This is a genomic window from Lacisediminimonas profundi, from assembly GCF_008831265.1.
Taxonomy (GTDB): domain Bacteria; phylum Pseudomonadota; class Gammaproteobacteria; order Burkholderiales; family Burkholderiaceae_D; genus Lacisediminimonas; species Lacisediminimonas profundi.
This window is the reverse complement of record NZ_VTTH01000002.1, coordinates 146,539-171,550: the sequence shown is the minus strand read 5'-3', so window position 1 is coordinate 171,550 and position 25,012 is coordinate 146,539. Positions and strand designations below refer to the sequence as shown.

19 protein-coding genes and 1 tRNA gene are annotated in these 25,012 nt (G+C 63.0%); 2 read left to right on the top strand and 18 right to left on the bottom strand.

The features are described from left to right. Window positions 1-34: 34 nt before the first annotated feature. From FVE66_RS06405 to FVE66_RS06385, 5 genes are all read right to left on the bottom strand, one after another. Entirely contained in the window at window positions 35-1,039 is a 1,005-nt protein-coding gene (locus FVE66_RS06405) for an NAD(P)H-dependent flavin oxidoreductase (protein WP_421829219.1), read from the bottom strand. Window positions 1,040-1,103: 64 nt separating this feature from the next. Next, window positions 1,104-2,090, bottom strand: a complete 987-nt coding sequence (locus tag FVE66_RS06400) for a Bug family tripartite tricarboxylate transporter substrate binding protein (protein ID WP_151446585.1) — start codon at window positions 2,088-2,090, stop codon at window positions 1,104-1,106. Window positions 2,091-2,155: 65 nt separating this feature from the next. Continuing rightward, window positions 2,156-2,617 (bottom strand): MaoC family dehydratase, encoded by a 462-nt coding sequence (locus tag FVE66_RS06395; protein ID WP_151446584.1) that lies wholly within the window; start codon window positions 2,615-2,617, stop codon window positions 2,156-2,158. A gap of 54 nt (window positions 2,618-2,671) precedes the next feature. After that, a complete protein-coding gene (locus tag FVE66_RS06390; RefSeq protein ID WP_241673057.1) occupies window positions 2,672-4,306 on the bottom strand; it encodes an AMP-binding protein in 1,635 nt (544 codons plus the stop codon). Window positions 4,307-4,320: 14 nt separating this feature from the next. Beyond that, entirely contained in the window at window positions 4,321-5,526 is a 1,206-nt protein-coding gene (locus tag FVE66_RS06385) for an acetyl-CoA C-acetyltransferase (RefSeq protein ID WP_151446583.1), read from the bottom strand. A gap of 319 nt (window positions 5,527-5,845) precedes the next feature. Between FVE66_RS06385 and FVE66_RS06380 the strand changes: the two genes are divergently transcribed. Further along, window positions 5,846-6,721, top strand: a complete 876-nt coding sequence (locus FVE66_RS06380; protein WP_161993204.1) for a LysR substrate-binding domain-containing protein — start codon at window positions 5,846-5,848, stop codon at window positions 6,719-6,721. Between the two features lie 39 nt (window positions 6,722-6,760). On the opposite strand, the gene yccS is transcribed toward FVE66_RS06380, so the two are convergent. The 5 genes from yccS to serS form a co-directional block, all read right to left on the bottom strand. Next, the gene (yccS, locus tag FVE66_RS06375) at window positions 6,761-8,920 is read right to left on the bottom strand and encodes a YccS family putative transporter (RefSeq protein WP_241673056.1); all 2,160 of its coding nucleotides are present in this window, start codon (window positions 8,918-8,920) and stop codon (window positions 6,761-6,763) included. Window positions 8,921-9,098: 178 nt separating this feature from the next. Continuing rightward, window positions 9,099-11,189 carry an SLC26A/SulP transporter family protein gene (locus tag FVE66_RS06370; RefSeq protein WP_151446580.1) on the bottom strand — a complete coding sequence of 697 codons (2,091 nt, stop codon included), beginning with the start codon at window positions 11,187-11,189 and terminating at the stop codon, window positions 9,099-9,101. Between the two features lie 338 nt (window positions 11,190-11,527). After that, entirely contained in the window at window positions 11,528-11,920 is a 393-nt protein-coding gene (locus tag FVE66_RS06365; RefSeq protein WP_151446579.1) for a VOC family protein, read from the bottom strand. Between the two features lie 497 nt (window positions 11,921-12,417). Continuing rightward, window positions 12,418-12,508, bottom strand: a tRNA-Ser gene (locus FVE66_RS06360). 86 nt (window positions 12,509-12,594) lie between these two features. After that, on the bottom strand, window positions 12,595-13,884 hold the full coding sequence (gene serS / locus FVE66_RS06355; RefSeq protein ID WP_151446578.1) for a serine--tRNA ligase: 1,290 nt from the start codon (window positions 13,882-13,884) through the stop codon (window positions 12,595-12,597). 254 nt (window positions 13,885-14,138) lie between these two features. Between serS and FVE66_RS06350 the strand changes: the two genes are divergently transcribed. Continuing rightward, window positions 14,139-15,137, top strand: a complete 999-nt coding sequence (locus FVE66_RS06350) for a CapA family protein (protein WP_161993203.1) — start codon at window positions 14,139-14,141, stop codon at window positions 15,135-15,137. A gap of 5 nt (window positions 15,138-15,142) precedes the next feature. Here the strand turns inward: FVE66_RS06350 and FVE66_RS06345 are convergent, their stop codons facing one another. The 8 genes from FVE66_RS06345 to FVE66_RS06310 all read right to left on the bottom strand — a co-directional run bounded on the left by FVE66_RS06345 (window position 15,143) and on the right by FVE66_RS06310 (window position 24,880). Beyond that, a complete protein-coding gene (locus FVE66_RS06345) occupies window positions 15,143-15,928 on the bottom strand; it encodes an HhH-GDP family DNA glycosylase (protein ID WP_206668717.1) in 786 nt (261 codons plus the stop codon). A 4-nt stretch (window positions 15,929-15,932) separates the two neighbouring features. After that, window positions 15,933-16,655, bottom strand: coding sequence for a dienelactone hydrolase family protein (locus tag FVE66_RS06340; RefSeq protein WP_151446576.1), 723 nt, complete (start codon window positions 16,653-16,655; stop codon window positions 15,933-15,935). A gap of 12 nt (window positions 16,656-16,667) precedes the next feature. Beyond that, window positions 16,668-18,098 (bottom strand): RtcB family protein, encoded by a 1,431-nt coding sequence (locus FVE66_RS06335; RefSeq protein ID WP_151446575.1) that lies wholly within the window; start codon window positions 18,096-18,098, stop codon window positions 16,668-16,670. Between the two features lie 48 nt (window positions 18,099-18,146). Continuing rightward, the gene (locus FVE66_RS06330; protein ID WP_241673055.1) at window positions 18,147-18,605 is read right to left on the bottom strand and encodes an archease; all 459 of its coding nucleotides are present in this window, start codon (window positions 18,603-18,605) and stop codon (window positions 18,147-18,149) included. Next, entirely contained in the window at window positions 18,592-20,211 is a 1,620-nt protein-coding gene (groL, locus tag FVE66_RS06325) for a chaperonin GroEL (protein ID WP_421829212.1), read from the bottom strand. The genes FVE66_RS06330 and groL overlap by 14 nt, the downstream gene beginning before the upstream one ends. 237 nt (window positions 20,212-20,448) lie before the next feature. Beyond that, the gene (locus tag FVE66_RS06320; RefSeq protein WP_151446573.1) at window positions 20,449-21,750 is read right to left on the bottom strand and encodes a replication-associated recombination protein A; all 1,302 of its coding nucleotides are present in this window, start codon (window positions 21,748-21,750) and stop codon (window positions 20,449-20,451) included. 9 nt (window positions 21,751-21,759) lie between these two features. Next, the gene (gene lolA / locus FVE66_RS06315; RefSeq protein WP_241673054.1) at window positions 21,760-22,407 is read right to left on the bottom strand and encodes an outer membrane lipoprotein chaperone LolA; all 648 of its coding nucleotides are present in this window, start codon (window positions 22,405-22,407) and stop codon (window positions 21,760-21,762) included. Between the two features lie 136 nt (window positions 22,408-22,543). Beyond that, window positions 22,544-24,880 carry a DNA translocase FtsK gene (locus tag FVE66_RS06310; protein WP_194164357.1) on the bottom strand — a complete coding sequence of 779 codons (2,337 nt, stop codon included), beginning with the start codon at window positions 24,878-24,880 and terminating at the stop codon, window positions 22,544-22,546. Window positions 24,881-25,012: the final 132 nt, after the last annotated feature.

Genomic DNA, 25,012 nt, shown 5'->3' with positions numbered 1-25,012 from the left:
TGTTCAATCCGGAAACTGCCAACCCCGCCCAGTATCACCAGGGCAGCGCAGCGATTCGTGCGCGCGCATCGGCATATTCCTGCCTCAGCCGGGCGACGATGTCGGCCGTGGTCGGCAGGTCATGGATCACGCCCACGCCCTGCCCCGCGCCCCATATGTCCTTCCATGCCTTGGCCTTCGAGCGGCCATCGGCAAAGCTCATTTTGCTCTTTTCGCCAACCGGCAGGTTGTCGGCATCCAGCCCCATCCGTTCTATGCTCTCCCGCACGTAATTGCCGTGCACGCCAGAGAACAGGTTGCTGTAGACGATGTCCGACGCGCCCGCGCGCAACAGCGACTGCTTGTATTCGTCCGAGGCATTGGCTTCGGCACTGGCGATGAAGCGGGTGCCCATGTAGGCAAAGTCCGCCCCCATGGCCTGCGCTGCCAGGATCGCATCGCCGGTCGCAATCGACCCCGACAGGGCCACCAGTCCCTTGAAATGCTTGCGCACTTCGCCCACCAGCGCCATTGGCGACAGCGTACCGGCATGACCGCCGGCGCCAGCCGCCACCAGGATCAGCCCATCCACACCAGCCTCCAGCGCCTTCATCGCATGCCGCAAGTTGATCACGTCATGCAGGATGATGCCGCCGTAGGCATGCACCTCGTCCACGATTTCCTTCACCGGCGCGCGCAGCGAGGTGATGAAGACCGGCACCTTGTGGCGTATGCAGGTGGCGACGTCCTGCTCCAGACGGACATTGGAGGTGTGCGCGATCTGGTTGACTGCGATCGGCCCGACGATTGCTTCCGGGTTGTCGCGCTGGTAGCCCTGCAGTTCCTCCTTCATCTGGCCCAGCCACTCGTCCAGCAGCTCGGGCTGGCGTGCATTGAGCGCAGGGAAGGAACCGACAATGCCGGCCTTGCACTGCGCCAGCACCAGTTCCGGATAGCTGACGGTAAACATCGGCGAAGCAATCACCGGCAGGGACAGCCGGCGCAATGCCGGGGGAATGTGGGCGGGCAGCGAGCCACCCGCGCGACTGGCTTCAGTCATGTTGACGCTCTTTGATGTGTGTAGTGGAGCTGGATTCCTGGATACTTGATCGCGTCTGGATCGCTTAATCGAGCGATGCGCCCGATGCCTTCACGCGCTCGGCCTGGATCTTGTAGTCACGTTCGACCCATGTCTTGAGTTCGGCCGGTGTCGAACCGACTGCGACAAACGAGAACGGCTCGACGTTCCTTTTCTTGAAGTCAGGCGCGTTCACGATCTTGCGTACTTCGGCTGCGATGCGGTTGACGATAGCGGGCGGCGTTGCGGCAGGTGCCGTCAGGGCAATATTGAACACGGCGTTGATGTCCGCCACGCCCAGTTCCTTGAAGGTCGGCACATCCGGCAAAGCGGCGCTGCGCTGCTCGGAAGAAACGGCCAATGCCTTCAGGCTGCCGGTCTTCACATGCTGCTCGATCACGGACACAGCCAGCGTGGCGGCGTCGATATGGCCTGCCATCACGTCCGGAATCAACGGTGCTGCACCCTTGTAGGCGACGTGCATCATCTTCACGTTTTCCTGCTTTTCGAACATGGCCATGGGCAAGTGGGCAATGCCACCGGCTCCCGAGGAACCATAGGTCATCGGCTTGCCGGCCGCGGCTGCCTTTTTGCCGACGGCGATGAACTCCTTCAGGGTGTTAGCGGGCGAGGACTTGGGCACGAAGAACACCAGCGGAATGCTGACCAGGCGCGAGATCGGGGCGAAATCGGTCTGGGGGTTGTACGGCAGCTTCTTGTACAGATGCGGGTTCATCGTGTAAGCCGACTCGGTGCCGGCAAACAGCGTGTAGCCGTCCGGCGCGGACCTGGCGACGAATTCGGCGGCGATGATTTCATTGGCCCCCGGCTTGTTGACGATCAGCACCGGCTGCTTGAGCGCCTCGGACAGCTTGGGGCCGACCGCGCGCATGAAGCTGTCCACCGGACCGCCAGCGGCATAGGGCACGACGATCGAAACCGGCTTGTTCGGATAGGCATCCGCCTGGGCTTGGGCGGCGCTGCTGGTGAGTACGGCTGCTGCCGCTGCAATGGTGATGGCGAGATGTTTCATGCTGCTCCTTTAATTGGGCATTGCCCTTATGGTGTTTGTGATCGGTGAAGATGTTTCGCCGCCGCTCAGGCCGGCAGTCCGCTGCGCTTCAGGACCAGTACATCGGTCAGGCCGTCCTGGATGACCGTGCCGTCCTGGGCAATCATCTGCAACCGGCGGCCGAGCTTGCCCACGCGCGCGCTGGTGCCGGCTTCCTTGCCAAGAATTTCCATCCGCAGGTGCAGGGTCTGGCCGACCAGGATGGGCGCGACGAATTTCCATTCCTGCAGCGACATCATCGCCACCGCGGATTTTTCGAATACGCCCAACTGATGCATCATTCCCGTCGCCAGTGCGATACCCAGCGCGCCGTGCACCACCCGCTCGCCAAAACGCGTTCCCTTCGCGAACTCGGCGTCGGCATGGATCGGATTCCAGTCGCCGGACAACATCGAGAACATGGTCAGGTCGGTCTCGGTGATGGTGCGGCCGGCGCTCTCGAATACCTGGCCGGTTTCGAAGTCTTCAAAATAGTAGGTTTGCGACATCGCTTTTTGCTTTCTCTGTCAGTTCTTTTGGTGCAAATTTTGTTCAGTGGCCGTTCAGCCCTGCGCCAGCCGCTCCCGCGCCATGTCGCGCAGCTTGTTGCGCTGGGTCTTCATGCCATTGGAACTTTGCGTCACCGGATAGCTGTCGACGAACCAGACGCGCGCAGGCACCTTGAAGGCCGCCATCTGCTCGCGCGCGGCAGCCACCAGCGCCGCTTCCGCCAGCGACTGGCCGGCAGCGGCGATCACGAAAGCCACCGGGCGCAACTGGCCCCCGATGTCGATCGCCACCACCTGGGCATCGGCGACGCCGGGGAATCGTTTCAGCACTTCCTCGATTTCAACTGGATTGACCAGGAAGCCGCCGAGGCGGATCACGTCGCCCATGCGCGTCTCGTACACCAGGCTGCCGTCTTCGCGCAGGTGACCCAGATCGCCGGTGCGGAAAAATCCGTCATCCAGCAATGCTTCGCTGGTGGCCTCGGGATTGTTGTAATAACCGAGGAAATTGGTCGGTCCCTTCAACTCGATCTCGCCCGACTGACCGGCCGGCAACAAGGCGCCGGTCTCGATGTCGCGAATCCGGATCGATGCCTCGGCACCGGCCACCGGAACCCCGCCGCCCTGTATGCGCTGCTCCACCGGAAGATGCATCGCTTGTGCCGACCACAAGGCCAGCACCTCGCTGGAGCCATACAGCCCGATCAGCGGAATGCCACGCTGCCACGCCGCAAGGGCGTATTCGTCGAAAGCGGAGGTGAAGGCGCCAAAACCAAAGAAGCGCGCATGCGGGAACGGACGTTTGCCGGGTGTCAGGTCGGCCATGCGGCGATACATCTCGTCGCTGCCAAAAGTGTGGGTGACCTTGTGGCGGTTCAGCAAGTCCGCGGCAGTGGCGCCGTCGAAGGTGTCAAGCAATACCACCGGTGCGCCACCAGCGAAGGCCGCCAGCGCGCCATTGAGCCCGAATACGCCGCAAAACGGCAGCATCGTCAGCATGGCTGCACCAGGCTGGTCCAGGCCGACCGCCCACGCACAGCGCCAGGCATGGCCAGTGATGGTGCGCTGCGGATGCATGACCAGCTTCGGGCCCTTGGTCGTGCCGGAGGTGGTGAACAGGATGCCCGGAGCGTCTGGATCGCCATCATCAGTGCCGGCATCGGCAAGTTCGGACTCCAGCTCCAGCGCAACCACGGGACGACCCAGCAATTGGGCCGGCGTACCCGGATCGCGATCGAGCACGGCCAGCTTTTCCAGCGCCGGCAATGCCGCACCGTCCATGCCGTCCAGGATGGCGGCAAAATCAATCTTCCGGAAACTCGGCTGCAGCACCAGCATGCGGGCATTGCTCTGCTTGAGTATGTGGGTCACTTCCTCGCTGCGATAGCGGGTATTGACCGACACCAGCGTGGCGCCGACGCGCGCTGCGCCGAAGTACAGCGCAAGCCACTCGACCCGATTGACCAGCCACACCGCGACCATGTCGCCGCGTCCCATGCCCTGGCCGCGCAGCCAGTGCGCAGCCTGCGCGCAAAGACGATGAAAACCGGTATTGGTGACGCCCTGCTCGCCATCGATGAAGGCAAGCGCATCCGGTGCGGCCTGCGCCCGCGTCTCCAGCAGGGTCCACAGCCGGCCATCGGCCGGAACCGATTTCTGCATTGCCTCCAGTGCTGGCTTCTGCTGCATGGCGTCCCCTTGCATCATGCGCGCTCGAAAATCGCAGCCACGCCCTGGCCACCGCCCACGCACATGGTTTCCAGGCCGTAGCGCGCGCCGCGGCGCTGCATCTCGTACAGCAAGCTGGTCATCACGCGCGCGCCGGTGGCGCCGATCGGATGGCCAAGCGAGATGCCGGAGCCGTTCACGTTCAGGCGGCTGTGATCGTTCCAGCCCCAGCCCTTGAGCACTGCCAACACCTGGCAGGCGAACGCTTCGTTCAATTCAATCAGGTCCATCTGGTCGAAGGACAAGCCGGTCTTGCGAAACAGCTTTTCCACTGCCGGCACCGGACCGATGCCCATGGTCGCCGGCTCGCAACCGACCGCGGTCCAGCCAACCAGGTAACCCATGGGAGTGAGCCCCAGCGCTTCCAGCCGGTCTTCCGCCACGATCAGGCAGGACGACGCCGCATCGCTCTGCTGGCTGGCGTTGCCGGCAGTGACGCTGCCGTCGCGCATCAATGGCTTCAGGCGGGCCAGCGATTGCGCCGTCGAATCGGGACGCACGCCCTCGTCACGCGCAAAGCGCAGCGGGTCGCCGCGCCGCTGCGGCACGTCGACCGCCACCACTTCCGCATCGAAGCGGCCTTCGTTCCAGGCGGCGGCAGCGCGCGCATGGCTGCGAGCGGCATAGGCGTCGGCCTCTTCCCGCGAGATGCCGTATTCCCGCGCCAGGTTTTCAGCGGTTTCGATCATGCCGGAGATGTAGCCGAAGCGCGATTCCGGCTGCGAACGCTCGCGGCCGCGATCCAGGCGGTCATGCAGCGTGACCGATCCGGCCCGCTTGCCCCAGCGCATGTCGGTGCTGTAGTACTCGATGCTGCTCATGCTCTCGACGCCGCCGGCGATCACCACATCGGCCGCGCCGCTTTGCACCATCATCGCCGCAGTAGCGATCGCCTGCAGCCCGCCGCCGCAGCGGCGATCCAGCTGCATGCCGGGCACGTGCACCGGCAGGCCCGCCTGCAACGCCGCCCAGCGGCCCACGCACGGCACTTCGCTGTTGGCATAGGACTGGGCCATCACCACATCCTCGACCAGCGCCGGATCGATGCCGGAGCGCTTCAGGGTTTCGGTGACCACGGTCGACGCCAGGATCTCGACCGGGACGTCACGCAATGTGCCGCCGAAGGTTCCAACTGCCGTGCGTACCGGCGCAACGATTGCTGCGCGTCTTTGCTTTGCCATGTTCAGTGCTCTCCACTCATCTTGTGTATTCGTATCGGACGGCTGATGCCGTCAGGCGCCTTGCAATCCCGTTCACAGGATGCGCGGGCTGGGGAAGGAGGACCCTGGGGGCGTCCGAGGCGGCATTGTGTGCCGCTCGGGCTCCGGGTCGGGAAAACCGTCTCCACCGCGCCGCATCGTGTCGGCTTGATTGTTGTCGCCACTCTTGCCTTTTGAGCAACAGCGGCTTTGTTCTGGAATGGGTGAGGAGGATAGCGGTCGACAACCTATCCGACTAATGGTAATTTTTGGCCTGTTTCATCGAAATTTTCGATTGATCATGGATATTCGCCAATTACGTTATTTCCTCGCCGTCGCCGAGACCCAGCACATGACCCGGGCGGCGGAACAACTGAACGTCACTCAGTCGACGCTGTCGCACCGGATCCAGCAGATCGAACTGGCACTGAAGACACCCTTGTTCGACCGTGTCGGGCGCGGCATCCGGCTGACGCAGGCCGGGGAACTGTTCTCCAGCTTTGCCCAGCGGGCCATGAAGGAAATCGAGAACGGCATGGCGGCGGTGTCCGACCTGGAAAACGTGGTCACCGGCCGGCTGCGCATCGGCGTGATCCAGACCATCAACAACGCGCTGTTGCCACCGGTGGTGTCGCGCTTCGTCGAAGCCTATCCCGGCGTACAGGTGACCTTGGACGAAATGACCGCCCACAACATCGAAGAAGGGCTGGCGCACGCGCGGCTGGATTTCGGCATCTCCATCATCCCGGTCACGTCGCCCGATGTCGTGGCCGAGAGACTGTTCGACGAACGCATGGTACTGATTGCGCGCCGCGATTCGCCGCTGGCGCAACATCGCTCGATACGCGCTGCTGCGCTGGCAGACATCAAGCTGGCCCTGCTGAGCACCAGCTACATGACCCGGCGGCTGATCGACTCTTCATACGGACCCTTCATCGGCAGCAACCTGGTGCTGGAGACAAATTCAGTGGAAGCCTTGCTCAATACCGTGCGCGCCGGGAACGTGGCGACCATCATCAACGAGCGCACCTTGATCAAGGAAGATGAACTGGTGAAGGTGGTGATCACGCATCCGACCTCCATCCGGGTGGCCGCGCTGGTGTGGAGCAAGACCCGTTATCGGACGCCGGCGGCGCGGAAGTTTGCCGAGATGTTCAAGGAACATCTCGCAGCTTGATAGCGAAGATCCGGAAGTGCCACTTGTGGCGTGCCCGAGCTAAGCGGCACGCGCCATGGTGGCAATATTTTTCGGGCCGGCGGTAATCAGGCGCACCTGCGCCTCCAGCTCTGGCAGCAAGCGAAGTGCCAGCTTCAACTGGCGATGCAACAAGACCTGTCCCTGACCCTGTCCTTGATCGCCCTCCTCCGTTGCCTGCATGCCGGCCCCCAGGCGCTCCTGCTCCTCCGCAGCCGCGCCCGCACCAGGATTCCAGGCTCCCAGCGCGAGCGAGATCGCCAGCAATTGCTGCTGCACCAGCTCCGCCGTGCGGATCGCGTCATCCATGGTCTTGCTGGCATTGGGGCTGCCACGCTGGGCGCCGACGGCGGAAATATAGTTGAGCAAGGTGTGCGAAAGCAGCAGGAACCGCCCGTACGAAGCCTGGTGCCGACGCGCGCGCGCCGGCTCCTTGCTCATGGCGGTATAGGCATTCGACAGCGCGGCGTCGGCGTTATGCGCATTACGCCGCGCCAGCCGGTAGGCCAGATGGTCGCGTTTGCCACCCTGGTACTGGCTGATGATTTCGTTCAGGTACTGCGCCTGTGCACTCAGCGCCTGCCGTGCCAGGGCAGGCCACTGGCGGGCCTGCCAGGCTGGCAACAACAGCCAGGCCGCGGCCCAGGCAATGCCACTGCCGACGATGGTATCGAGCAGGCGTGCGGGAATCACGCCCTGTGACATCCCCAACTGGTGGAAGCTCGACAATAGCAGCGTCGTCACAGCAATCGTCGCGATCATGTAGTAAGTGCGGCGCACGCCCATGAACACCGCCCCTGCCAGCAGCACCAGGATTGAATGGAACACGGGCTCGGGAAACAGGCGGACCAGCGCCCAGCCCAGCGCCAGCCCGAGCACCGTGCCCACCACGCGCTGGCTGCCCTTCCTCAAGGTATCGACATAGCGCAGCTGGCTGACAAATACGATGGTCAGCAAGATCCAGAATCCATGCGGGTCTCCATTCAACTGCATCACGGTAAACCCGGCCATCAGTGAAAGCGAGAGGCGGACCGAATGCCGTAAAAGAACAGACCGGGGATGCATCTGTGCGCGCACCCGCATCCAGGCGTCGCGCAGGGTGCGCGGATGCCGGTCCCACAAGCTCTGGTCGACGCCGGATTCGGCCGGCAACTGCAGTTGGACCAGCGCGCCGGTGATGGCAGCCAGGTTGTCGGCCAATGCACGCAGTGCATCCATGGCCCGGCCCGGGCTGGCAGCGCGCTCCAGATGCCTGATCGCCGCTTGCATGTCGGCCAGGGAGCGCATCGTCTCCCCTTGATCGGGCGCCTCACTCTGCTGACGTATCGCCGCTGCCAGCTTGTGCGAATGCTCGCCCAGCGTCATCAGCATCCGCTGGCAGCGATAGAGTGCGTCCGAATGAAAAAAAGCCTCTGCCAGCAAATCGTAATGTTCATGGGACGAGCTGCAACGTTCGTGCACATCCTGCGCAATCAAGTACTGGTTCATTGCCGCATGCAGCCATGCCGGTTGCTGGCCCTCTGCCATCCGCGAAAACAGGCATTCCTTGCTGGCGTTGAGCGCCTCCACCACCCGGCCATTGTGCAGGGCCAGCGCCATCCGGTGCCGCTCGTGGTCGGCTCCGCGCACCGGCTCCAGCAAATTCGCTTTCAGCCGCAGATACTCGCCCAGCAGCGCATACAACTGCGCCAGCCGGTACCTGACTGGTGGCGCCGGAAAGGCCGCCGCCCACAGCACCGACACACATCCGAACCAGACGCTGCCTGACAGCATGGTCAGCGCGGTCTGCCACATCGGTGCTGGCTGCTCATGCGCGGCCAGGGCGCAGTAAATGCAAAACACCAGCGCACCAAAAGCGATCGCACGATAGCGCTCGCTGATGGCGCCGAGCATGGTGAGAACAAATGCCGAGATCGCCAGCACCGCGGCCAGCCCGACCGGATGGTTCCAGGTCACCGAAACAGCCGCTGCCAGCAGGACAAACGCAATCAAGGTAATGACCGTTGCGCGCAGACGCCCGCGCCAGTTGTCATCGGTCTCCGCCAGCGCACTGGCCACGGCGCCCAGCAACACCGGCATCAGTTCATTCTGCCAACCCGCCAGCCACCCGTAACCCAGCCCCACGCCAAGCGCGAGCAGCGCCCGCATGCCGGTCATGACGTCCTCATGGCTGCGTGCCATTTTCCAACTGGATTTCCAATGATCGTCCACGGGGTGCCCTGTTTGTGCGATGGGATGATGTTTTGGTGCGTTGCAAGAATCAGACCAGCGGAAGGGGCTGGCTAAATGGGGTCAGACTCGATATAAACGCGTTTATATCGAGTCTGACCCCGATTTGCCCCCCGACTTGACCCGATCCCTATCGCTCGCGGGCGATCAGCCCATGCATGGAGCGCAGGCGGATCGCCATCTCCGTACACAGGTTCTGCATCACTCTTTGCGTGATCTCGGGATGGCTTCGGCTCAGGGCATCGAAGCGTTCCCGGCTCAATACCTGTGAATGCACCGGCTCGACGGCCTGGACAGTGGCCGAGCGCGGGGTGCCGTCGAGGAAGCCCATCTCTCCCAGGATGGCACCGGCACTGACGCCCGCCAGGCGAATAGCCCCCTCCTCGATTACCACGTCAGCCCGGCCCTGCACGATCAGGTGCAACTCGCGGGATCGGTCGCCCTTCCTCAAAATGCAATCGTCGGCGGCAAAAACACGATGCTCCAGACAGGCGCGCAGCAGGCCTTGCGCGCTGGGCTCCAGCCCGGCAAGCAATCCACTCAACCAGGAATCCTGGCTGGCTGATGGCATCGGACTGGTGCGCAGGGATTCGAGCAACTGGTTCTCGCAAGATTCCAGCGCCCGGTCCAGATCGGGATAGGCATTTTCGTGGCCTGGACGCGAGCAATGCACGATCCGAACGCCGCGGCTGGAGGCCGCTTGCTCGAACCGCTCGAACATGCGCAGCACCGTCGTGTCTTGCGAAACCACGCCCCGCCAGTCCAGCACTAGCCAGTCCGGCTGCGGCTGCAATGCCTCCAGCTCGGTGCGCAGCGCCCCAGCCATGCCAAAATACAGCGCACCCTGCAGGCGAACGCACTGAATGCGCGAGCCATGCTGAACCAGCAGCTGCGTGTCGGACGTGGATCGCGCACAGTTCGAGCGCCACATGTCGCCACCATGCACGTCCCTGATCGGGGTCTTGCCGTTACGCTTGGCGAACAGGAACAGTCCCAGCACCACGCCCAGCACAAGCGCAGCCAACATGTTGATCACCACGGCCGACAAGGTCACCAGCTCGATGATCAGCAAATCCTCCTTGCGCATGCCGCTCATGTCATGGCGCGCGCATCGATCGCTCAACCAGCGCCAGATGTCCTGCACGCTCGGGCGATCGAACATGCACCAGGCCTCGAAGATCAGCAATCCGATGATCGCAGCTTCGGGCACTGAGCTCAGCAAACCGAAGGCATAGCAAGCCAGGGCCAGGATCGCGAGCACGATCAGGTTTGCGCGTTCCAACTCCCCCGGGCGCATGGCGGCAAGGGTGCCAGAGGCGGTACCACTCATCGGCACGGAACCCAGGCAAGCAACAAGGATTTGTCCTGCAGAGGTTTGCAGGGTATGCCGCAGGCTGGGCGATGGTTTGTCATCGACCTGCGACACTGTTTCGCTGGCGATGATCGTGCTCAGGAACATCACCACGGCCAGCAGGAAGCTGGCAATGCCCACGTCCAGCAGCATGGCAGCCACCCTTACTCTGGATGCGTCCAGGATGCTCCAGTCGAGCCAGGAAATGGGCAACACCCATTGCACGCCGGCAGGCATGACCGATGGCATGGAAGGCACGACAAACTGGAGCAGGAATGCCCACGCACTGGCCGCGGCCAGACCCAGGATGCCCGCCGGAAGGTGGGGCCACCTGCGCTTGACCGCGTAGGCAAAAACAAGGCAGGCGGCGGCTATCAAAAAGGAGGGCATGAACAATCCTGCCGTCCCTTCGAAGATCGAGCGCATTTGCCTGACCTGGCCGATCACCAGGATCAGGGCGACCCCGTTCGTGAATCCCGCGAATACCGGCGCGGGAACGTAGCGCGTCATTCGTTGCAGGCGCAAGGTGTAGAAAACCGGTTGCAGTGCTGCGGCGCCCACGACGACCAGAGCCACCAGCGTCAAGCGCACCGATGGCGTGTCGACCAGTCCCCAGGCGCCGAGCTTGGTCGAGAAGCTGTCGACGAAGCTCACCAGCAACGATGCTTCGAAAAACCTGACCGTGTAAATCAAGGGACGACCTGAAAACATCCCCGCGATACTGGTGGCCGCAATACCGAAGAACATGGCGAGGACCAAGGAGGGAATCACCTCGGGACCTATCCTGTATCCAATCCACACGATGGACCCAAGGCCTATGGGCACGGCACTGCCCAGGCCCTCGGCCGCGGAATACAGGAGTTTTAGCATGGCAACTGGATCACTGGCTGACTGCTTGTCCGGGATGGATACGGAAGCAATGGCGCTTCAGATAACAGCCATTCCTCATGATAGATCCACAATGTTTCCATAATGTTACCGCGAGACAAGCCGCTTACACAGGATATTTCCAGGCGCGGCTTGTGCGCTCCATCGAATCCTTCATGGGCATCACTCCGGTGCTGATCCGGAAAAAGGAAAAGCCCCTTGCGGGGCTTGTTCAGTACTGCTGGCGGAATGTATTTGGTCAGACTCGACTTTCTCGTCGTCTGGATTGGTACTTATGACTTATATCGAGTCTGACCCCATTTCCTTCGAGCTCGACGATCCTATTTGGCACGATAGATTGCGCAAAGCTTGTGCCCGTCGGGATCGCGTACATAGGCCAGGTGCAGCGCCCCCATGCTGCCATCGCGCTGACCCGGCGGGTCTTCAATGGACTTGCCACCATTTGCAATCGCAACGTCGTGAAACTGACGAACCAGCTCGGGCGAGCTGCACTTGAACCCGATCGTACCGCCGTTTGCAGAGGTCGCCTCTTCGCCATTGATTGGCTCGGTTATGGCAAAGCTGCATCCAGCATGTCGGTAAAAGAGCCGGGTATGGCCAGAATCCGCCTTGTGGCGCACCGGCTCGCCCGCTCCAAGCGTTCCGAGCACAGCGTCGTAAAACCGCTTTGAGCGTTCAATGTCGTTCGAACCAATCATTATGTGATTGAACATGCTTGTTTCCTCTAATTATGGAGTGCCACCTGGCTGAGCCATAGGCAATCGTCCCTGGCATCGGCTCAGCCGATCAGCGGGTAAGCTTCGATCAGCGCTCGAGGAGCGTTTGCCATCAGGCTTCGTGATTTGAATTAACAAGTCTGGCGTCCCGACTTGCGCACTTCGAGTACCGGGCGGTCGCCGTCGGCGATCTGCTTCGTCGTTTGATTCGCGATGGCCGCGGCTATGTTCCGTACTCACGAAAACGTGCGATTCGGTAGGCACGCATGGGTCCTCCTAACGCCGATTTCGGGACTCATTATGCACACGCCGAGGGGGAAAATAAATCCCCCAAGGAAATTCCGGGGATTGGTATGGCGACCGAGGGTGGGATTCACCTACATGCTGCAGGCCGCGGTTTCGCTTGCAAGCGAAACCCTTCGAATACCACCCGTGCGCATGTGCGCTCTCTCCGGAAAAAGAAAAAGCCCCTTGCGGGGCTTTTTCAGTACTGCTGGCGGAGAGGGTGGGATTCGAACCCACGGTAGGGGGAAACCCTACGCCTGATTTCGAGTCAGGTACATTCGACCACTCTGCCACCTCTCCTGTTCGGTTAGAAATGCGGTCGGCGTTTCTCGAAGACAGCGATTGTAGCAGAGTTCATGTCGTCGACGAAAGCCCCTTGCATGCTTTTATGCACTTAAAACCTGCACCCCGTTCATGTAGGGCTGCAGCGCAGCGGGCACGCGCACGCTGCCGTCTGCCTGCTGGTAGTTCTCCAGTATCGCCACCAGCGTGCGGCCGACCGCAAGGCCGGAGCCGTTCAGGGTGTGCACCAATTCCGGCTTGCCCTGACCTTTCCTGAAACGCGCCTGCAAGCGGCGCGCCTGGAAGGCTTCGCAATTCGAGATCGACGAGATTTCGCGGTAGTTGTCCTGCCCGGGCAGCCAGACTTCGATGTCGTAAGTCTTGGTCGCGCCAAATCCCATGTCGCCGGTGCACAGGGTCACGACCCGGTACGGCAGTTCCAGCTTCTTCAGGATGTTTTCGGCATGGCCGAGCATCTCGTCGAGTGCCTGGTACGACTGCTCGGGCGCGACGACCTGCACCATCTCGACCTTGTCGAACTGGTGCTGGCGGATCATGCCGCGGGTGTCGCGGCCATAGCTGCCCGCTTCGGAGCGGAAGCATGGCGTATGCGCGGTCAGGCGCATCGGCAGCGATTCGAATGCAAGGATCTCGTTGCGCACCAGGTTGGTCAGCGTGACTTCTGAGGTCGGGATCAGGTACAGCGGCTCGCCCTCGCCTTCCTGGCCGCCCTTCTTCACGGCGAACAGGTCTGCCTCGAATTTCGGCAGCTGCCCGGTACCGAGCAGGGATTCGGCATTGACCATGTATGGCGTGTAGCACTCGGTGTAACCATGCTGCGTGGTGTGCGTGTCGAGCATGAATTGGGCTATGGCCCGATGCAGGCGGGCGATCGGTCCCTTCATGACGGTAAAGCGCGCGCCGCTGAGCTTGGCGCCGGCGTCAAAATCAAGTCCGTGCCGGGCGCCGACATCGACATGATCGAGTACGGGGAAATCGAATTTGGGCGGCGTGCCGACACGGCGCAGCTCGACATTGCCGGATTCATCCGTGCCGACCGGCACCGATTCGTCGGGCAGGTTGGGAATGTTGAGCATGACTTCGTTCAGGAATGCCTGCACCACTTCAAGCCGCGCCGCGGAGGCTTTCAGCTCGTCGCCCAGGCCGGCGACTTCGTTCAGTACCGCGCTCGCATCTTCACCCTTGCCCTTGAGCATGCCGACCTGTTTTGACAGGCTGTTGCGCTTGCCCTGCAGTTCTTCGGTACGGGTCTGGATCTGCTTGCGCTCCGACTCGAGCGCATTGAATGCGTCGATGTCGAGCTTGAACTTGCGGGTGGCCAGGCGCGCAGCGACGGCGTCGATGTCTTTGCGCAGGAGTTGGATGTCGATCATGGCTGTTGCTTGGTGGGGATTTCAAAAACGACATTGTAACAAGGGCGTCGGCGAATTCGCCGTGGCCCGATCACAGTTTGCATGGCTGTTCGCCACCTCCTTGCCCTTATGCCAGATTATCACCGATCGGTGCAGCGCAAACTGATTGATCCAGATCACACCGCCCACGCCTGTCGTTGCGACCATCGTCACATTCCCGGCCCGATGCCCCCATACCTCGCCATATGCCTCCGCAAGACAATCAGGCACCGCCCGTGCGCGTCATCTTCGGTGGCGACGTCATGCTCGGCCGCGGCGTCGGCGCTGTAATCAGGCGCGAGGGCACTACCTGGCCGCTCGGCGAGATAGCGGGATGGATGCGCAGCGCCGACCTTTGCATCGTCAACCTCGAATGCGCAATCACGGCCAGCAAGCGGGAATGGGAAGGTGAACCCAAGGTCTTCTATTTCGGCGCGCCGCCGGAATCGGTGCATGCGCTGGTGGATGCGGGTGTCGACCTGGTCAGCCTGTCGAATAACCACACGCTCGATTTCGGCGTGACCGGCCTGAACGACACATTGCGCTATCTGGACCGTCATGGGATCAGGCATTGCGGCGCCGGCCCGAACCTCGCCAGCGCGCTGGCGCCGGCAAATGTGGAGGCCGCAGGCATCCGCTTCGGCATGACTGCATTTTGCGACCATCAGTCCGACTTCGCTGCGCAGGCCAAGCGGCCCGGCATCGCCTGGCTCGATCTGGACGACGAGGCCGGTGCGATCGCTGCCTTTGCTGGGGCGCTGGCAATGCAGCAGCAGCGCGGCGTCGACTGGCCCATCCTGTCACTGCACTGGGGGCCGAACATGGTGTGGGCGCCGAGCCAGCAATTCCGGCGACTGGCTCATGCGGCAATCGACATGGGATGGAAGATCCTGTTCGGGCATAGCGCGCACATCTTCCACGGCATCGAAATCTACAGCGGCTGCCCGATCCTGTACGCGGCGGGCGATCTGGTCGACGACTACTGGGTCGATCCGGTCTTCCTGAACGACCATCAATTGCTGTTCGAACTGAGCCTGACCAGGAGCAGCTTGCAGCAAGTGCGAGTGCTGCCGGTATTCATCGAGGATTGCCAGGCGCGGCCGGCAACGCCAGCCCAAGCCCGGACGATATGGCGCCGCATGGAGCGCGCCTGCGCCGAACTCGGCAGCAAGCTGCAAGTGAGCAAGGATCAAAGCGAAGCCATGCTCGCGCGGCCCCAGGATGCCGGTGGATGAAATGGCTAGGGACGCCTCCGTGAGGCAGGCAGGCTGTGGCGCAGCAGCGCCGCTTCGAAATGCGGAAAGCCTTCCATGGTGCCGCCATCCTGCTCCCAGACCTCCTGCAGCCGCCGCAGGATGCGTTCGCGGTCGCTCCAGCCGGCCGGCACGTAATGCAGCGCCTGCGCCGCCGCAATTACGCGTGGAAGCGGAAGCGGCTCGGCATCGCGCCATCGTCCGCGCAATTCGCGCAGGAATATGTTGACGGTGACCTCGCCGATCCCCTTTGCCAGCCCGCGCAGCATGCCCTCGAGTTGCTGCTCGCCGTGGCAAGCGGCCTGCAGCCGGTTCAGGTCGCCGCCGTATCGCTGCACCAGTTCGCGGCAGGCATCCAACAACTTGGTCGCGGTCTTGAAGTCATAGCGGGTGTAACCACCGCTATCGAGCACCTGCACCAGGCGGTCCCAACCGGCATCAAGCAAAGATTGGGGCGTGAGCAGCCCGGCGCGGGGAAATTTGCGCCAGGTGCGCAGCGCCAGGGCGCCAGAGATCGGCGCGCCGAGCAGCACTGCGGCCAGGAACCATTTGAAAATCTCGGCGGTGTCGCCCGATTCAAGGTCGATGCCGAGTTCCTCGGAATACATGCCGCCCACCTGCATGACCAGTGCAGCCGGAGCAAGCGAGCCGGCCCGCTGCGCAGGCTGGCGCCGCACCCCCTGCTGCTGCTGACGACGGTTCGGCGGGATCGGCGCCCGGCTCCTGACCTGCATGTCCTTGCTGCCGCCCCGGCGCGAAACAAGCCTGCTCATGGAATCACCCGGCCGGCGCTGCCGCCATGTTGGCCACCAGCCACCTGCTCGCCAGCCCGGCTACCTGTTCCAGCGTGCCCGGCTCTTCGAACAGGTGGGTGGCGCCGGGAACGATCTCGATACGATGCTTGCACTGCATCGCATCCGCGGCGACCTGGTTGAGTGCGATCACCTGGCCGTCCAGTCCACCCACGATCAGCAGGGTTGGCGCCTGCACTTTTCCCAGCTCTGCCTGGCCTGTCATGTCCGGCCGGCCGCCGCGCGAGACGACCGCGGCGATGTCGGCGGGGCGCTGCGCCGCCACCCTCAGCGCCGCCGCAGCGCCGGTGCTGGCGCCGAACAGGCCGACTGGCAGGTCCGCCACGCCATCCTTGCCCTTTACCCATTGCACAGCCGCATCCAGGCGGCGCGTCAACAGCTCGATGTCGAAGCGGTTGGCACGGGAAAGGTCTTCGTCAGGCGTCAGCAAGTCGATCAGCAGCGTGCCCAGCGAGGCATCCCTGAGCACCCCCGCAACGTAATTGTTGCGCGTGCTGAAACGGCTGCTGCCGCTGCCGTGGGCAAACACCACCACGCCCTCTGGATGGGCTGGCAGGTCAAGATGACCACCAATATGCACCGGGCCATCGGCGATCAGGATTTCTTCGTGGCTGCCGTAAGTTGAAGCATTAGTCGAAGCCTGACTCGAACGGTGCTTCGAACCCTGATGGATACCGGGAATTTCCATTGCCCTGCCCTCCTAGCCTTTGATACAAATTCGCGGCTCCAGCCGCGCCACCTTGCGCGCCAGTCCGGCCAGATGGGCCGCTTCCACCACCTGGTCGACGTCCTTGTAGGCGTCGGGCGCTTCTTCCGCCACGCCGCGGGGCGACGGGCTTCGTATCAGGATGCCGCGCTCGCCCAGTTGTTGCATCAGTTGCCGCCCACCCCACCTGCGCAGCGCCTCATGACGACTCATGCTGCGCCCGGCGCCGTGACAGGCCGAGCCGAATGAACGCTCCATGCTTTGTTCGGTCGCGGCCAGCACCCAGGACGCGGTTCCCATGCTGCCCCCGATCAGCACCGGCTGGCCCCAGGGCCGCAGCGATTCGGGCAACGAGAGGTGACCCGGGCCGAATGCCCTGGTCGCGCCCTTGCGGTGCACGTACAGGCGCCGCGGCTTGCCGTCGATCTCATGCGTTTCATGCTTGCAGGTGTTGTGCGATACGTCGTACAGCAGCGACATCGATGCCTTCGGAAAGAAGTGGGTGAAGATGTCGCGGGTCAGGTGGGTCAGGATCTGCCGGTTGGCGAGTGCGCAGTTGATTGCGCTGCGCATGGCGCCAAGGTAGCGCTGCCCAAGCGGGGAGCGGATCGGGGCGCAGGCGAGTTCGCGGTCCGGCAGCACCAGATGATGTTGCGGCGCCGCCAGCGCCATTTCGCGCAGGAATTCGGTGCCGATCTGGTGCCCCAGTCCGCGCGATCCGCAGTGTATGCAGACCACGACCTGGCCCTGCCGCAGCCCGAATGCCTCCGCCGTCGCCGGGTCGAACACCTCGCTTACGCGCTGCACTTCCAGGTAGTGGTTGCCGGATCCCAGCGTACCCATCTCGTCGCGTTGCCGGCGCTTGGCCGACTGTGAAACCGCAGCCGGATCGGCGCCCGCCATGCAACCGGATTCCTCGGTGAATTCAAGGTCTTGCTCGCTTCCGTATCCATGCTTCACCGCCCAGCGTGCTCCGCCCAGCAACATGGCATCCATTTGCGGCTCGGACAGGCGCAGTGCGCCGACGCTGCCGAGACCGGCGGGAATGCCCTGGAACAAGGCATCGGCCAGCTCTTGCCGGCGCGCATCCACTTCGGCCTCCAGCAACCCGGTGCGCAGCAGCCGCACGCCGCAGGAAATATCGAAGCCCACACCGCCAGCCGACACCACGCCCTCCTGTTCGGCATCGAAAGCCGCCACCCCACCGATCGGAAATCCATAGCCCCAGTGCGCGTCCGGCATCGCATAGGCGGCTTTCACGATGCCCGGCAGCGTTGCCACATTGCAGATCTGCTCGAACACCTTGTCATCCATGTCCTTCAACAGCGATTCGGTGCCGAAAACTATCGCCGGCACGCGCATGCCGGCCTGCATCGGTATTTCCCATTCAGTCGCCGACTGGCGGATCAACCTCGTCATGTCCATTACGGATTCCTTGTGCTGGTGTTGCGCTGCATGGAGATATGCAAGCTCTCACACGTCGACAACGCATTGCGCAATCCATTCCCCGCCGGGCGCCTGTTTCACCGCCAGTTCGGTAAATGTTGCCCCCTTGGCTTCGACTGCCGGACTATGACGTCGGACCTCCACCGGCTCGCCCCATGCGCGGGCCGAGAGGCCGTCAGTGTCCAGCCGGACCTCGAAGCGGTTGAACAGCATGTTGCGGGTAGCCATCTCGAAAATGATCGCGTTGATCCAGTCGAGGAACAGGAAATCGTCCTCCGCCGGCGGGCAGCGGATCTCGACGCTGGCTTGCTCGCGCACCACGCCCGGCTCGCAGATCACCGCCATCAGCGCCAGCGCCGCCTGCTCGAACGCCTGCGCCTTGCCGGCCGCAATGCCGCGTATCCCCATGTCGGCGCTGTGACGGAAATGCTCCCATCTCGCGGGCGCGGCGCCCTTGCCCGCACTGGCAGGATCAGGCCATCCCACCGTCCGGCCCCTCGTGCTGCATGGGTGGCGCCGGCACCTCGGCCACCAGGCATTCGGTGGTCAGCAACAGGCTGGCGATCGAAGCGGCATGCGTGAGTGCAAGCCGGGTCACCTTGACCGGGTCGATCACGCCCATTGCGATCATGTCGCCAAAGACGCCAGTCGCGGCGTTGTAGCCGGCGTTGCCCTCCAGTTGCAGCACCGCATCGAGCACGACGTCAGGCTCTTTTCCAGTGCCCGAGACTATCTGGCGCAATGGCTCCTCGACCGCGCGATGGACAACCCGCACGCCGGCCTGCTGCGCCGGACTGGACAGGTGCAGATCGTCCAGTACAGCACGGGCGCGCAGCAAGGCCACGCCGCCACCCGGTGAAATGCCTTCCAGCACCGCGGCCCGGGTTGCGTGCAGCGCATCTTCCACGCGCGATCGCTTTTCTTTCATCTCGGTTTCGGTCGAGGCGCCGACCCGGATCAGCGCTACGCCGCCAGCCAGGCGTGCGGCGCGCTCCTCGAACTGCGCTTTGCCGGCGATGGCGCCGACTTCATTCGCCTGCTGCTTCAGCAACTCGATGCGCTGCCGGATCTTCTCCTGCCCCCCCGCGCCGCCTATGATCGCGGTGCTGTCGCGGTCGACCTCGACCCGGCGCGCGTGCCCCAGGTCTTCAATCGTGACCTTGTCCAGCGCCAGTCCGGTTTCATCGCTGACCAGGCGGTCGCCGGTCACGGTCACGATGTCTTCCAGCAAATGCCGGCGGTTGTCGCCGAATCCCGGCGCCCGCACAGCGCAGGCTTTCAGCACGCCACTCATCGCGTTGACCACCAGCATTGCCAGCGCTTCGCCCTCGACCTCGGGCGCCACCAGCAACAGCGGCTTGCCCAGCCGCGCCACCTGTTCCAGCAGATGCACCAGTTGAGTCATGGCGGAAACCGGCTTGTCGCAGACCAGGATGAACGGATCGTCCAGCAGTACGCGGCCTTTTTCCTGGTCATTGATGAAGTAGGCAGAGAGATAGCCGCGATCAAACTGCATGCCCTCGACCACCTCCAGTTCATTGGCCAGTCCGCGTCCCTCCTCGGCCTTGATCACGCCGGCGGGGCCAACCCGCTCCATCGCCTGCGCAATCATTTCGCCGATGGAACGATCGCCGTTGGCCGAGATGGTGCCAACATTGATGGTTTCTTCCGTGCTGGCCAGCTTCCTGGCGTTTGCATGCAAGCGCACGATCATGGCGCCGACAGCGGCGTCGATGCCGCGCTTGATCTCCATCGGATCGAAGCCGGCAGCCACGTATTTCATGCCATGCTGCACCATGGCCTGGGCCAGGATGGTGGCCGTGGTCGTCCCGTCGCCCGCCATCTCGGATGTTCGCGAGGCAACCTCGCGCGCCATTTGGGCGCCCATGTTTTCGAAGGGATCGGGCAACTCGATTTCGCGCGCGACGATGACGCCGGAATTGATCACGGTCGGCGCACCGTAGCGGTTTTCCAGCGCGACCGTCTTGCCGCTCGGGCCGAGCGTGATACGAACCGCGTCAGCCAGGATGTTCAGGCCAGCGAATAGCTTGCCGCGGGCCTGGTCGTGAAGCAGGATTTTTTTCGGCATCAAGCGCTCCCTGCGCTGCAGGGCATGCCGGGGGTGGCGGCCCTGCCCAAGCAAGCAGCATAGAGAGGGTGGTGTGCGGGCCGGTGATCTGCGTCAAACCGGGCCGCAATTGACAGCGAGCGACATCGGCCGACGTCGGGCGACCTCGGACTGCATCAGGCACCATGCCGGATCCCGGGCGGAAACGGTGGCTCGGTTCACACCGGCGGTGCCCGCGCCGGCAGGTTTGCACTGGCAAACCTATTTTTTCGCGTCCTGGTCGAGCTGGCGCAGGTAGGCCATCTTGTCGGCAATCTTCGACTCCAGTCCGCGCGGCACCGGCCGGTACCAGCCGGGCTCGGGCATGCCGTCCGGCAGATAGGTCTCCCCCGCTGCGTAGGCGTCGGGCTCGTCATGCGCATAGCGATACTCATGCCCGTAGCCCAGTTCCTTCATCAGTTTGGTCGGCGCATTGCGCAGATGCACCGGCACCTCGCGCGACTTGTCCTTCTTCACGAAGGCGCGCGCCTGGTTGTACGCCATGTAGCCAGCATTGCTCTTGGCCGCAATCGCCAGGTAAATGATTGCCTGCGCCAGCGCCAGATCTCCTTCGGGCGATCCCAGTCTTTCGAATGTGGTGGCGGCGTCGTTGGCGACCTGCATCGCCCGCGGGTCGGCCAAGCCGATGTCTTCCCAGGCCATGCGTATGATGCGGCGCGACAGGTATTTCGGATCGGCGCCGCCATCCAGCATGCGGCACAACCAGTACAGCGCTGCATCGGGGTTGGAACCCCGCACCGACTTGTGCAGCGCCGAGATCTGGTCATAGAAATTGTCGCCCCCCTTGTCGAAGCGGCGGGCATTGAGCGTTAGCGCATTCTTGACGAACTCGGCGTCGATCAAAGTGGTGCCACCGGCGCGGGCTGCGGTTTCGGCTTGTTCCAGCAGGTTCAGGAACCTGCGCGCATCGCCGTCGGCATAGCCAACCAGCGTATCAATCGCGATTTCCTCGAAATGCAGGTCGGCCAGCGCCTGTTGCTGCGCCCGAGTGAACAACTGGCGCAACTCCTCGTCGGTCAGGGCCTCCAGCACATAGACCTGGGCCCGTGACAGCAATGCCGAATTGACCTCGAACGACGGGTTCTCCGTGGTGGCGCCGATCAGCACCACCAGGCCCGACTCGACGAAGGGCAGCAGCGCATCCTGCTGGCTCTTGTTGAAACGGTGGATTTCGTCGACGAACAGTATCGTCTTCTTGCCCAGGCCCAGGTTCTGCTCGGCCTGTTCCATTGCCGCCCGTATGTCCTTCACGCCAGAAAACACCGCGGACAAGGCAATGAAATCGTAGTTGAAGGCGGACGCGGTCAGGCGCGCCAGGGTGGTCTTGCCGACGCCCGGCGGTCCCCACAAGATCATCGAGTGCGGCTTGCCGGACTCGAAGGCCAGGCGCAGGGGTTTGCCTGCGCCGATCAGGTGGGACTGGCCGATCACCTCGTCCAGCGTCTTCGGGCGCAGCGCTTCGGCCAGCGGGGCTGCCGGCGCGGTCGTGAAAAGATCAGCCATGGCGGCCGTTCACTGTTCGAGGACGTCTGCCCCTTTGGGCACGACGAAGCGGAATTGCGTTTCCGGCATTGGCGGATTCTTCTCGAAACGGGTGAAGGTGAGCAGCGTCACCTGGCCGAACGAATCGCGCAGCTCCATGGCCGCCGGCACGCCGTCACGCAAGCCGATGCCGATCTGCTCGAAAGAGGTATCGCGTGATTTCGGCGTTGCCTGCATCCAGGCCATGCCGTCGCGGGTGCCGCCGTCCTTCAGGGTGAAGCTGGTCTCGAGGTCGTTGCTGCCGAAAAGTATCGCTGCCGGCGAGGATCCGAGCGCATTGCCCAGCTTGCGCACCGTGACCTGGTTCAGGTCCTTGTCATAAATGTAGAGCTTCTGGCCATCGGCCTGCAGCACCTGCTCGTAGGGCTTGCGGTAAGTCCAGATGAATTTGCCCGGACGCGAAAACTGGAAGGTTCCGCTGGACTCCTTTGACATCTGGACCTTGCCCGAGGCCGCGGCGTCTTGCCGGACTACGCGCTGCACGAAATCGCCGCGCGCCGAGCGCGTCGACGACACAAAGCTCCTGAACTGGTCAAGCGCATTGGCATAAGCCGGCGCCGTCCAGGCCGGAAGCAAGGCCGAAAGCGCCGCAAGTACGGCGATCTGACGTCGGTTCAAGTGATATTCCTCATGGGTGGGCGCGATGCTCGACCGGGTTGCTGGCCCGGATTACTCGCCCGAATTGTTTGTCCGGGCTCGTCACCGGATTGTTCAGCACATTATTCGCCGGATTGTTATCTGGTTTATAGCCGAATTATTCGCCCGAATTTCCGGCCGGCACCAGGATCTCGCGGTTGCCATTGGTTTGCATGGTCGATACTACGCCGCTCTGCTCCATTTGTTCCAGCAAGCGGGCAGCGCGATTGTAACCAATTCGCAGATGCCGCTGGACCAGCGAAATCGATGCCCGGCGGTTTTTCAGCACCACGGCCACTGCCTGGTCGTACATCGGATCGGATTCGCCGCTGCCGTCGACATCACTGCCGGAGGCGCCATCAGCGCCCTCCTCTGTCGATCCGCCTTCGAGTATGCCTTCGATGTAGTCGGGCTCGCCCTGCGCCTTCAGGTGGTTGACCACCCGATGCACTTCCTCGTCGGACACGAAGGCGCCGTGTACCCGCACTGGCATACCGGTTCCGGGCGGCATGTACAGCATGTCACCCATGCCGAGCAAGGCCTCTGCACCCATCTGGTCGAGGATGGTGCGCGAGTCGATCTTGCTGCTGACCTGGAAGGCGATCCGGGTCGGGATGTTGGCCTTGATCAGGCCGGTGATGACGTCGACCGACGGCCTTTGCGTGGCCAGGATCAGGTGAATGCCGGCGGCGCGCGCTTTCTGCGCAATGCGGGCGATCAGTTCCTCGACCTTCTTGCCGACCACCATCATCAGGTCGGCCAGTTCGTCGATGATGATGACGATGGTCGGCAGTTTTTCGAGCGGTTCGGGCGCGTCTGGCGTCAGGCTGAACGGGTTCGGTATCTTTTCCTCGCGCTTGTCGGCATCGGCGATTTTCTGGTTGTAGCCGGCCAGGTTGCGCACGCCGAGCTTGGACATCAGCTTGTAGCGCCGCTCCATTTCGTTGACACCCCAGTTCAGCGCGTGGCCGGCCTGGCGCATGTCGGTGACCACCGGCGCCAGCAGGTGCGGAATGCCTTCGTAGATCGACAATTCCAGCATCTTCGGATCGATCAGGATCAGGCGCACCGCATGCGGGTCCGACTTGTACAGCAGCGACAGGATGGTGGCATTGATGCCGACCGACTTGCCCGAACCGGTGGTGCCGGCCACCAGCAGGTGCGGCATACGGGCCAGGTCGGCCACCACCGGATTGCCGGCGATGTCCTTTCCCAGCGCAACGGTCAGCGACGATGCGCTGTCGTTGTACACCTTGGAGCCGAGGATTTCCGTCAGGCGCACGATCTGGCGCTTCGGGTTCGGCAGTTCCAGGCCCATGTAATTCTTGCCGGGGATGGTCTCGACCACCCGGATCGATGTCAGCGACAGCGCGCGCGCCAGGTCACGCGCCAGGTTGACGATCTGGCTGCCCTTGACGCCAGTCGCCGGTTCGATCTCGTAGCGGGTGATCACCGGGCCCGGATAAGCGGCAACCACCTTCACTTCAACCCCGAAATCGGAGAGTTTCTTCTCGATCAGGCGGCTGGTGAATTCCAGCGTCTCGACGCTGACCGTTTCCTGTGAATGCGGCGCTTCATCGAGCAGCGACAGCGGCGGCAGCTTGCTGTCCGGCATGTCGTTGAACAGCGACACCTGCTTTTCCTTCTGCACACGCTCAGATTTCGGCACCTCGACTACCTGCGGCTCGATGCGGATCGGCGGCGCTTCGACTATCTTGGCGCGCTCCTGGACCACGACGTTGTCGCGCTTGACCGCTGCCTCCTGGCCGACCTTGCGATCGGCATGGGCGTCCGCCAGCCCGCGCAAGCGCCGCACCGCCATTTCGATTGCGGCGCCAATGCGTTCGGCCAGCGAAAGCCAGGAAACCTGGAAGAAAAACGAAAATCCGAGGCCGAACAGGGCCAGCAGGATCAGCGTCCCGCCATTGAAACCGAGGATGTTGTACGCGAAGCTGCCGATCAGGTCGCCCAGCACGCCGCCCGGCGCGCGCGGCAGTTGCGCAGGCAGCGAATGCATGCGCAAGGATTCGATGCCGACGCTGCCCGCCATCATCAGCAGGAAGCCGCCGGCACCTATCCATTTCTCATGGCGGTGATCAGGCGTCAATTCCTGTTCCAGGATGAACCTTTGCGACAGGCGCCGGTAACCGCCCCATACCGAGCGCAGCATCAGCACACACCACCACCAGGCGGACAGGCCGAAAATGAACAGCATCAGGTCTGCCACCCACGCCCCCATACGGCCGCCCCAGTTGTGCAGGCGAGCCACGCTGCTGGCATGCGACCAGCCGGGATCGGCCTTGGCATAGGTCAGCAGGATCAGTATCAGGTAAGCCGTCAGCACGGCCAGCAACATCCAGCGCGCCTCCGAAAGGATGCGAACCAGCCGGTTGGGCAAAGGCTCCGGCGGCGTGGTGTTGCGGGTGTAGGCGGCGGTGGTCGTGGTTCTCGTCATGGGAACAGATTGGTACAGCATTGAGTCCATCCGGTCAGGACGGACAAGCGCCGCTTGTGCGGCTCGAACTGGAATCCGCAGTGCTGTGGCAGCGCAGCATGAAACGTCTATAATCTTAACCAGTTTTGATGC

What these genes read in the sequence shown, in the direction of transcription:
- FVE66_RS06365 (WP_151446579.1), bottom strand. Translation starts at nt 11,920, where the DNA reads ATGTTCAATCACATAATGATTGGTTCGAACGACATTGAACGCTCAAAG.
- FVE66_RS06395 (WP_151446584.1), bottom strand. Translation starts at nt 2,617, where the DNA reads ATGTCGCAAACCTACTATTTTGAAGACTTCGAAACCGGCCAGGTATTC.
- yccS (WP_241673056.1), bottom strand. Translation starts at nt 8,920, where the DNA reads ATGGCACGCAGCCATGAGGACGTCATGACCGGCATGCGGGCGCTGCTC.
- FVE66_RS06385 (WP_151446583.1), bottom strand. Translation starts at nt 5,526, where the DNA reads ATGGCAAAGCAAAGACGCGCAGCAATCGTTGCGCCGGTACGCACGGCA.
- FVE66_RS06380 (WP_161993204.1), top strand. Translation starts at nt 5,846, where the DNA reads ATGGATATTCGCCAATTACGTTATTTCCTCGCCGTCGCCGAGACCCAG.
- FVE66_RS06400 (WP_151446585.1), bottom strand. Translation starts at nt 2,090, where the DNA reads ATGAAACATCTCGCCATCACCATTGCAGCGGCAGCAGCCGTACTCACC.
- FVE66_RS06370 (WP_151446580.1), bottom strand. Translation starts at nt 11,189, where the DNA reads ATGCTAAAACTCCTGTATTCCGCGGCCGAGGGCCTGGGCAGTGCCGTG.
- FVE66_RS06335 (WP_151446575.1), bottom strand. Translation starts at nt 18,098, where the DNA reads ATGGACATGACGAGGTTGATCCGCCAGTCGGCGACTGAATGGGAAATA.
- FVE66_RS06320 (WP_151446573.1), bottom strand. Translation starts at nt 21,750, where the DNA reads ATGGCTGATCTTTTCACGACCGCGCCGGCAGCCCCGCTGGCCGAAGCG.
- FVE66_RS06390 (WP_241673057.1), bottom strand. Translation starts at nt 4,306, where the DNA reads ATGCAGCAGAAGCCAGCACTGGAGGCAATGCAGAAATCGGTTCCGGCC.
- FVE66_RS06310 (WP_194164357.1), bottom strand. Translation starts at nt 24,880, where the DNA reads ATGACGAGAACCACGACCACCGCCGCCTACACCCGCAACACCACGCCG.
- FVE66_RS06345 (WP_206668717.1), bottom strand. Translation starts at nt 15,928, where the DNA reads ATGAGCAGGCTTGTTTCGCGCCGGGGCGGCAGCAAGGACATGCAGGTC.
- FVE66_RS06405 (WP_421829219.1), bottom strand. Translation starts at nt 1,039, where the DNA reads ATGACTGAAGCCAGTCGCGCGGGTGGCTCGCTGCCCGCCCACATTCCC.
- serS (WP_151446578.1), bottom strand. Translation starts at nt 13,884, where the DNA reads ATGATCGACATCCAACTCCTGCGCAAAGACATCGACGCCGTCGCTGCG.
- FVE66_RS06340 (WP_151446576.1), bottom strand. Translation starts at nt 16,655, where the DNA reads ATGGAAATTCCCGGTATCCATCAGGGTTCGAAGCACCGTTCGAGTCAG.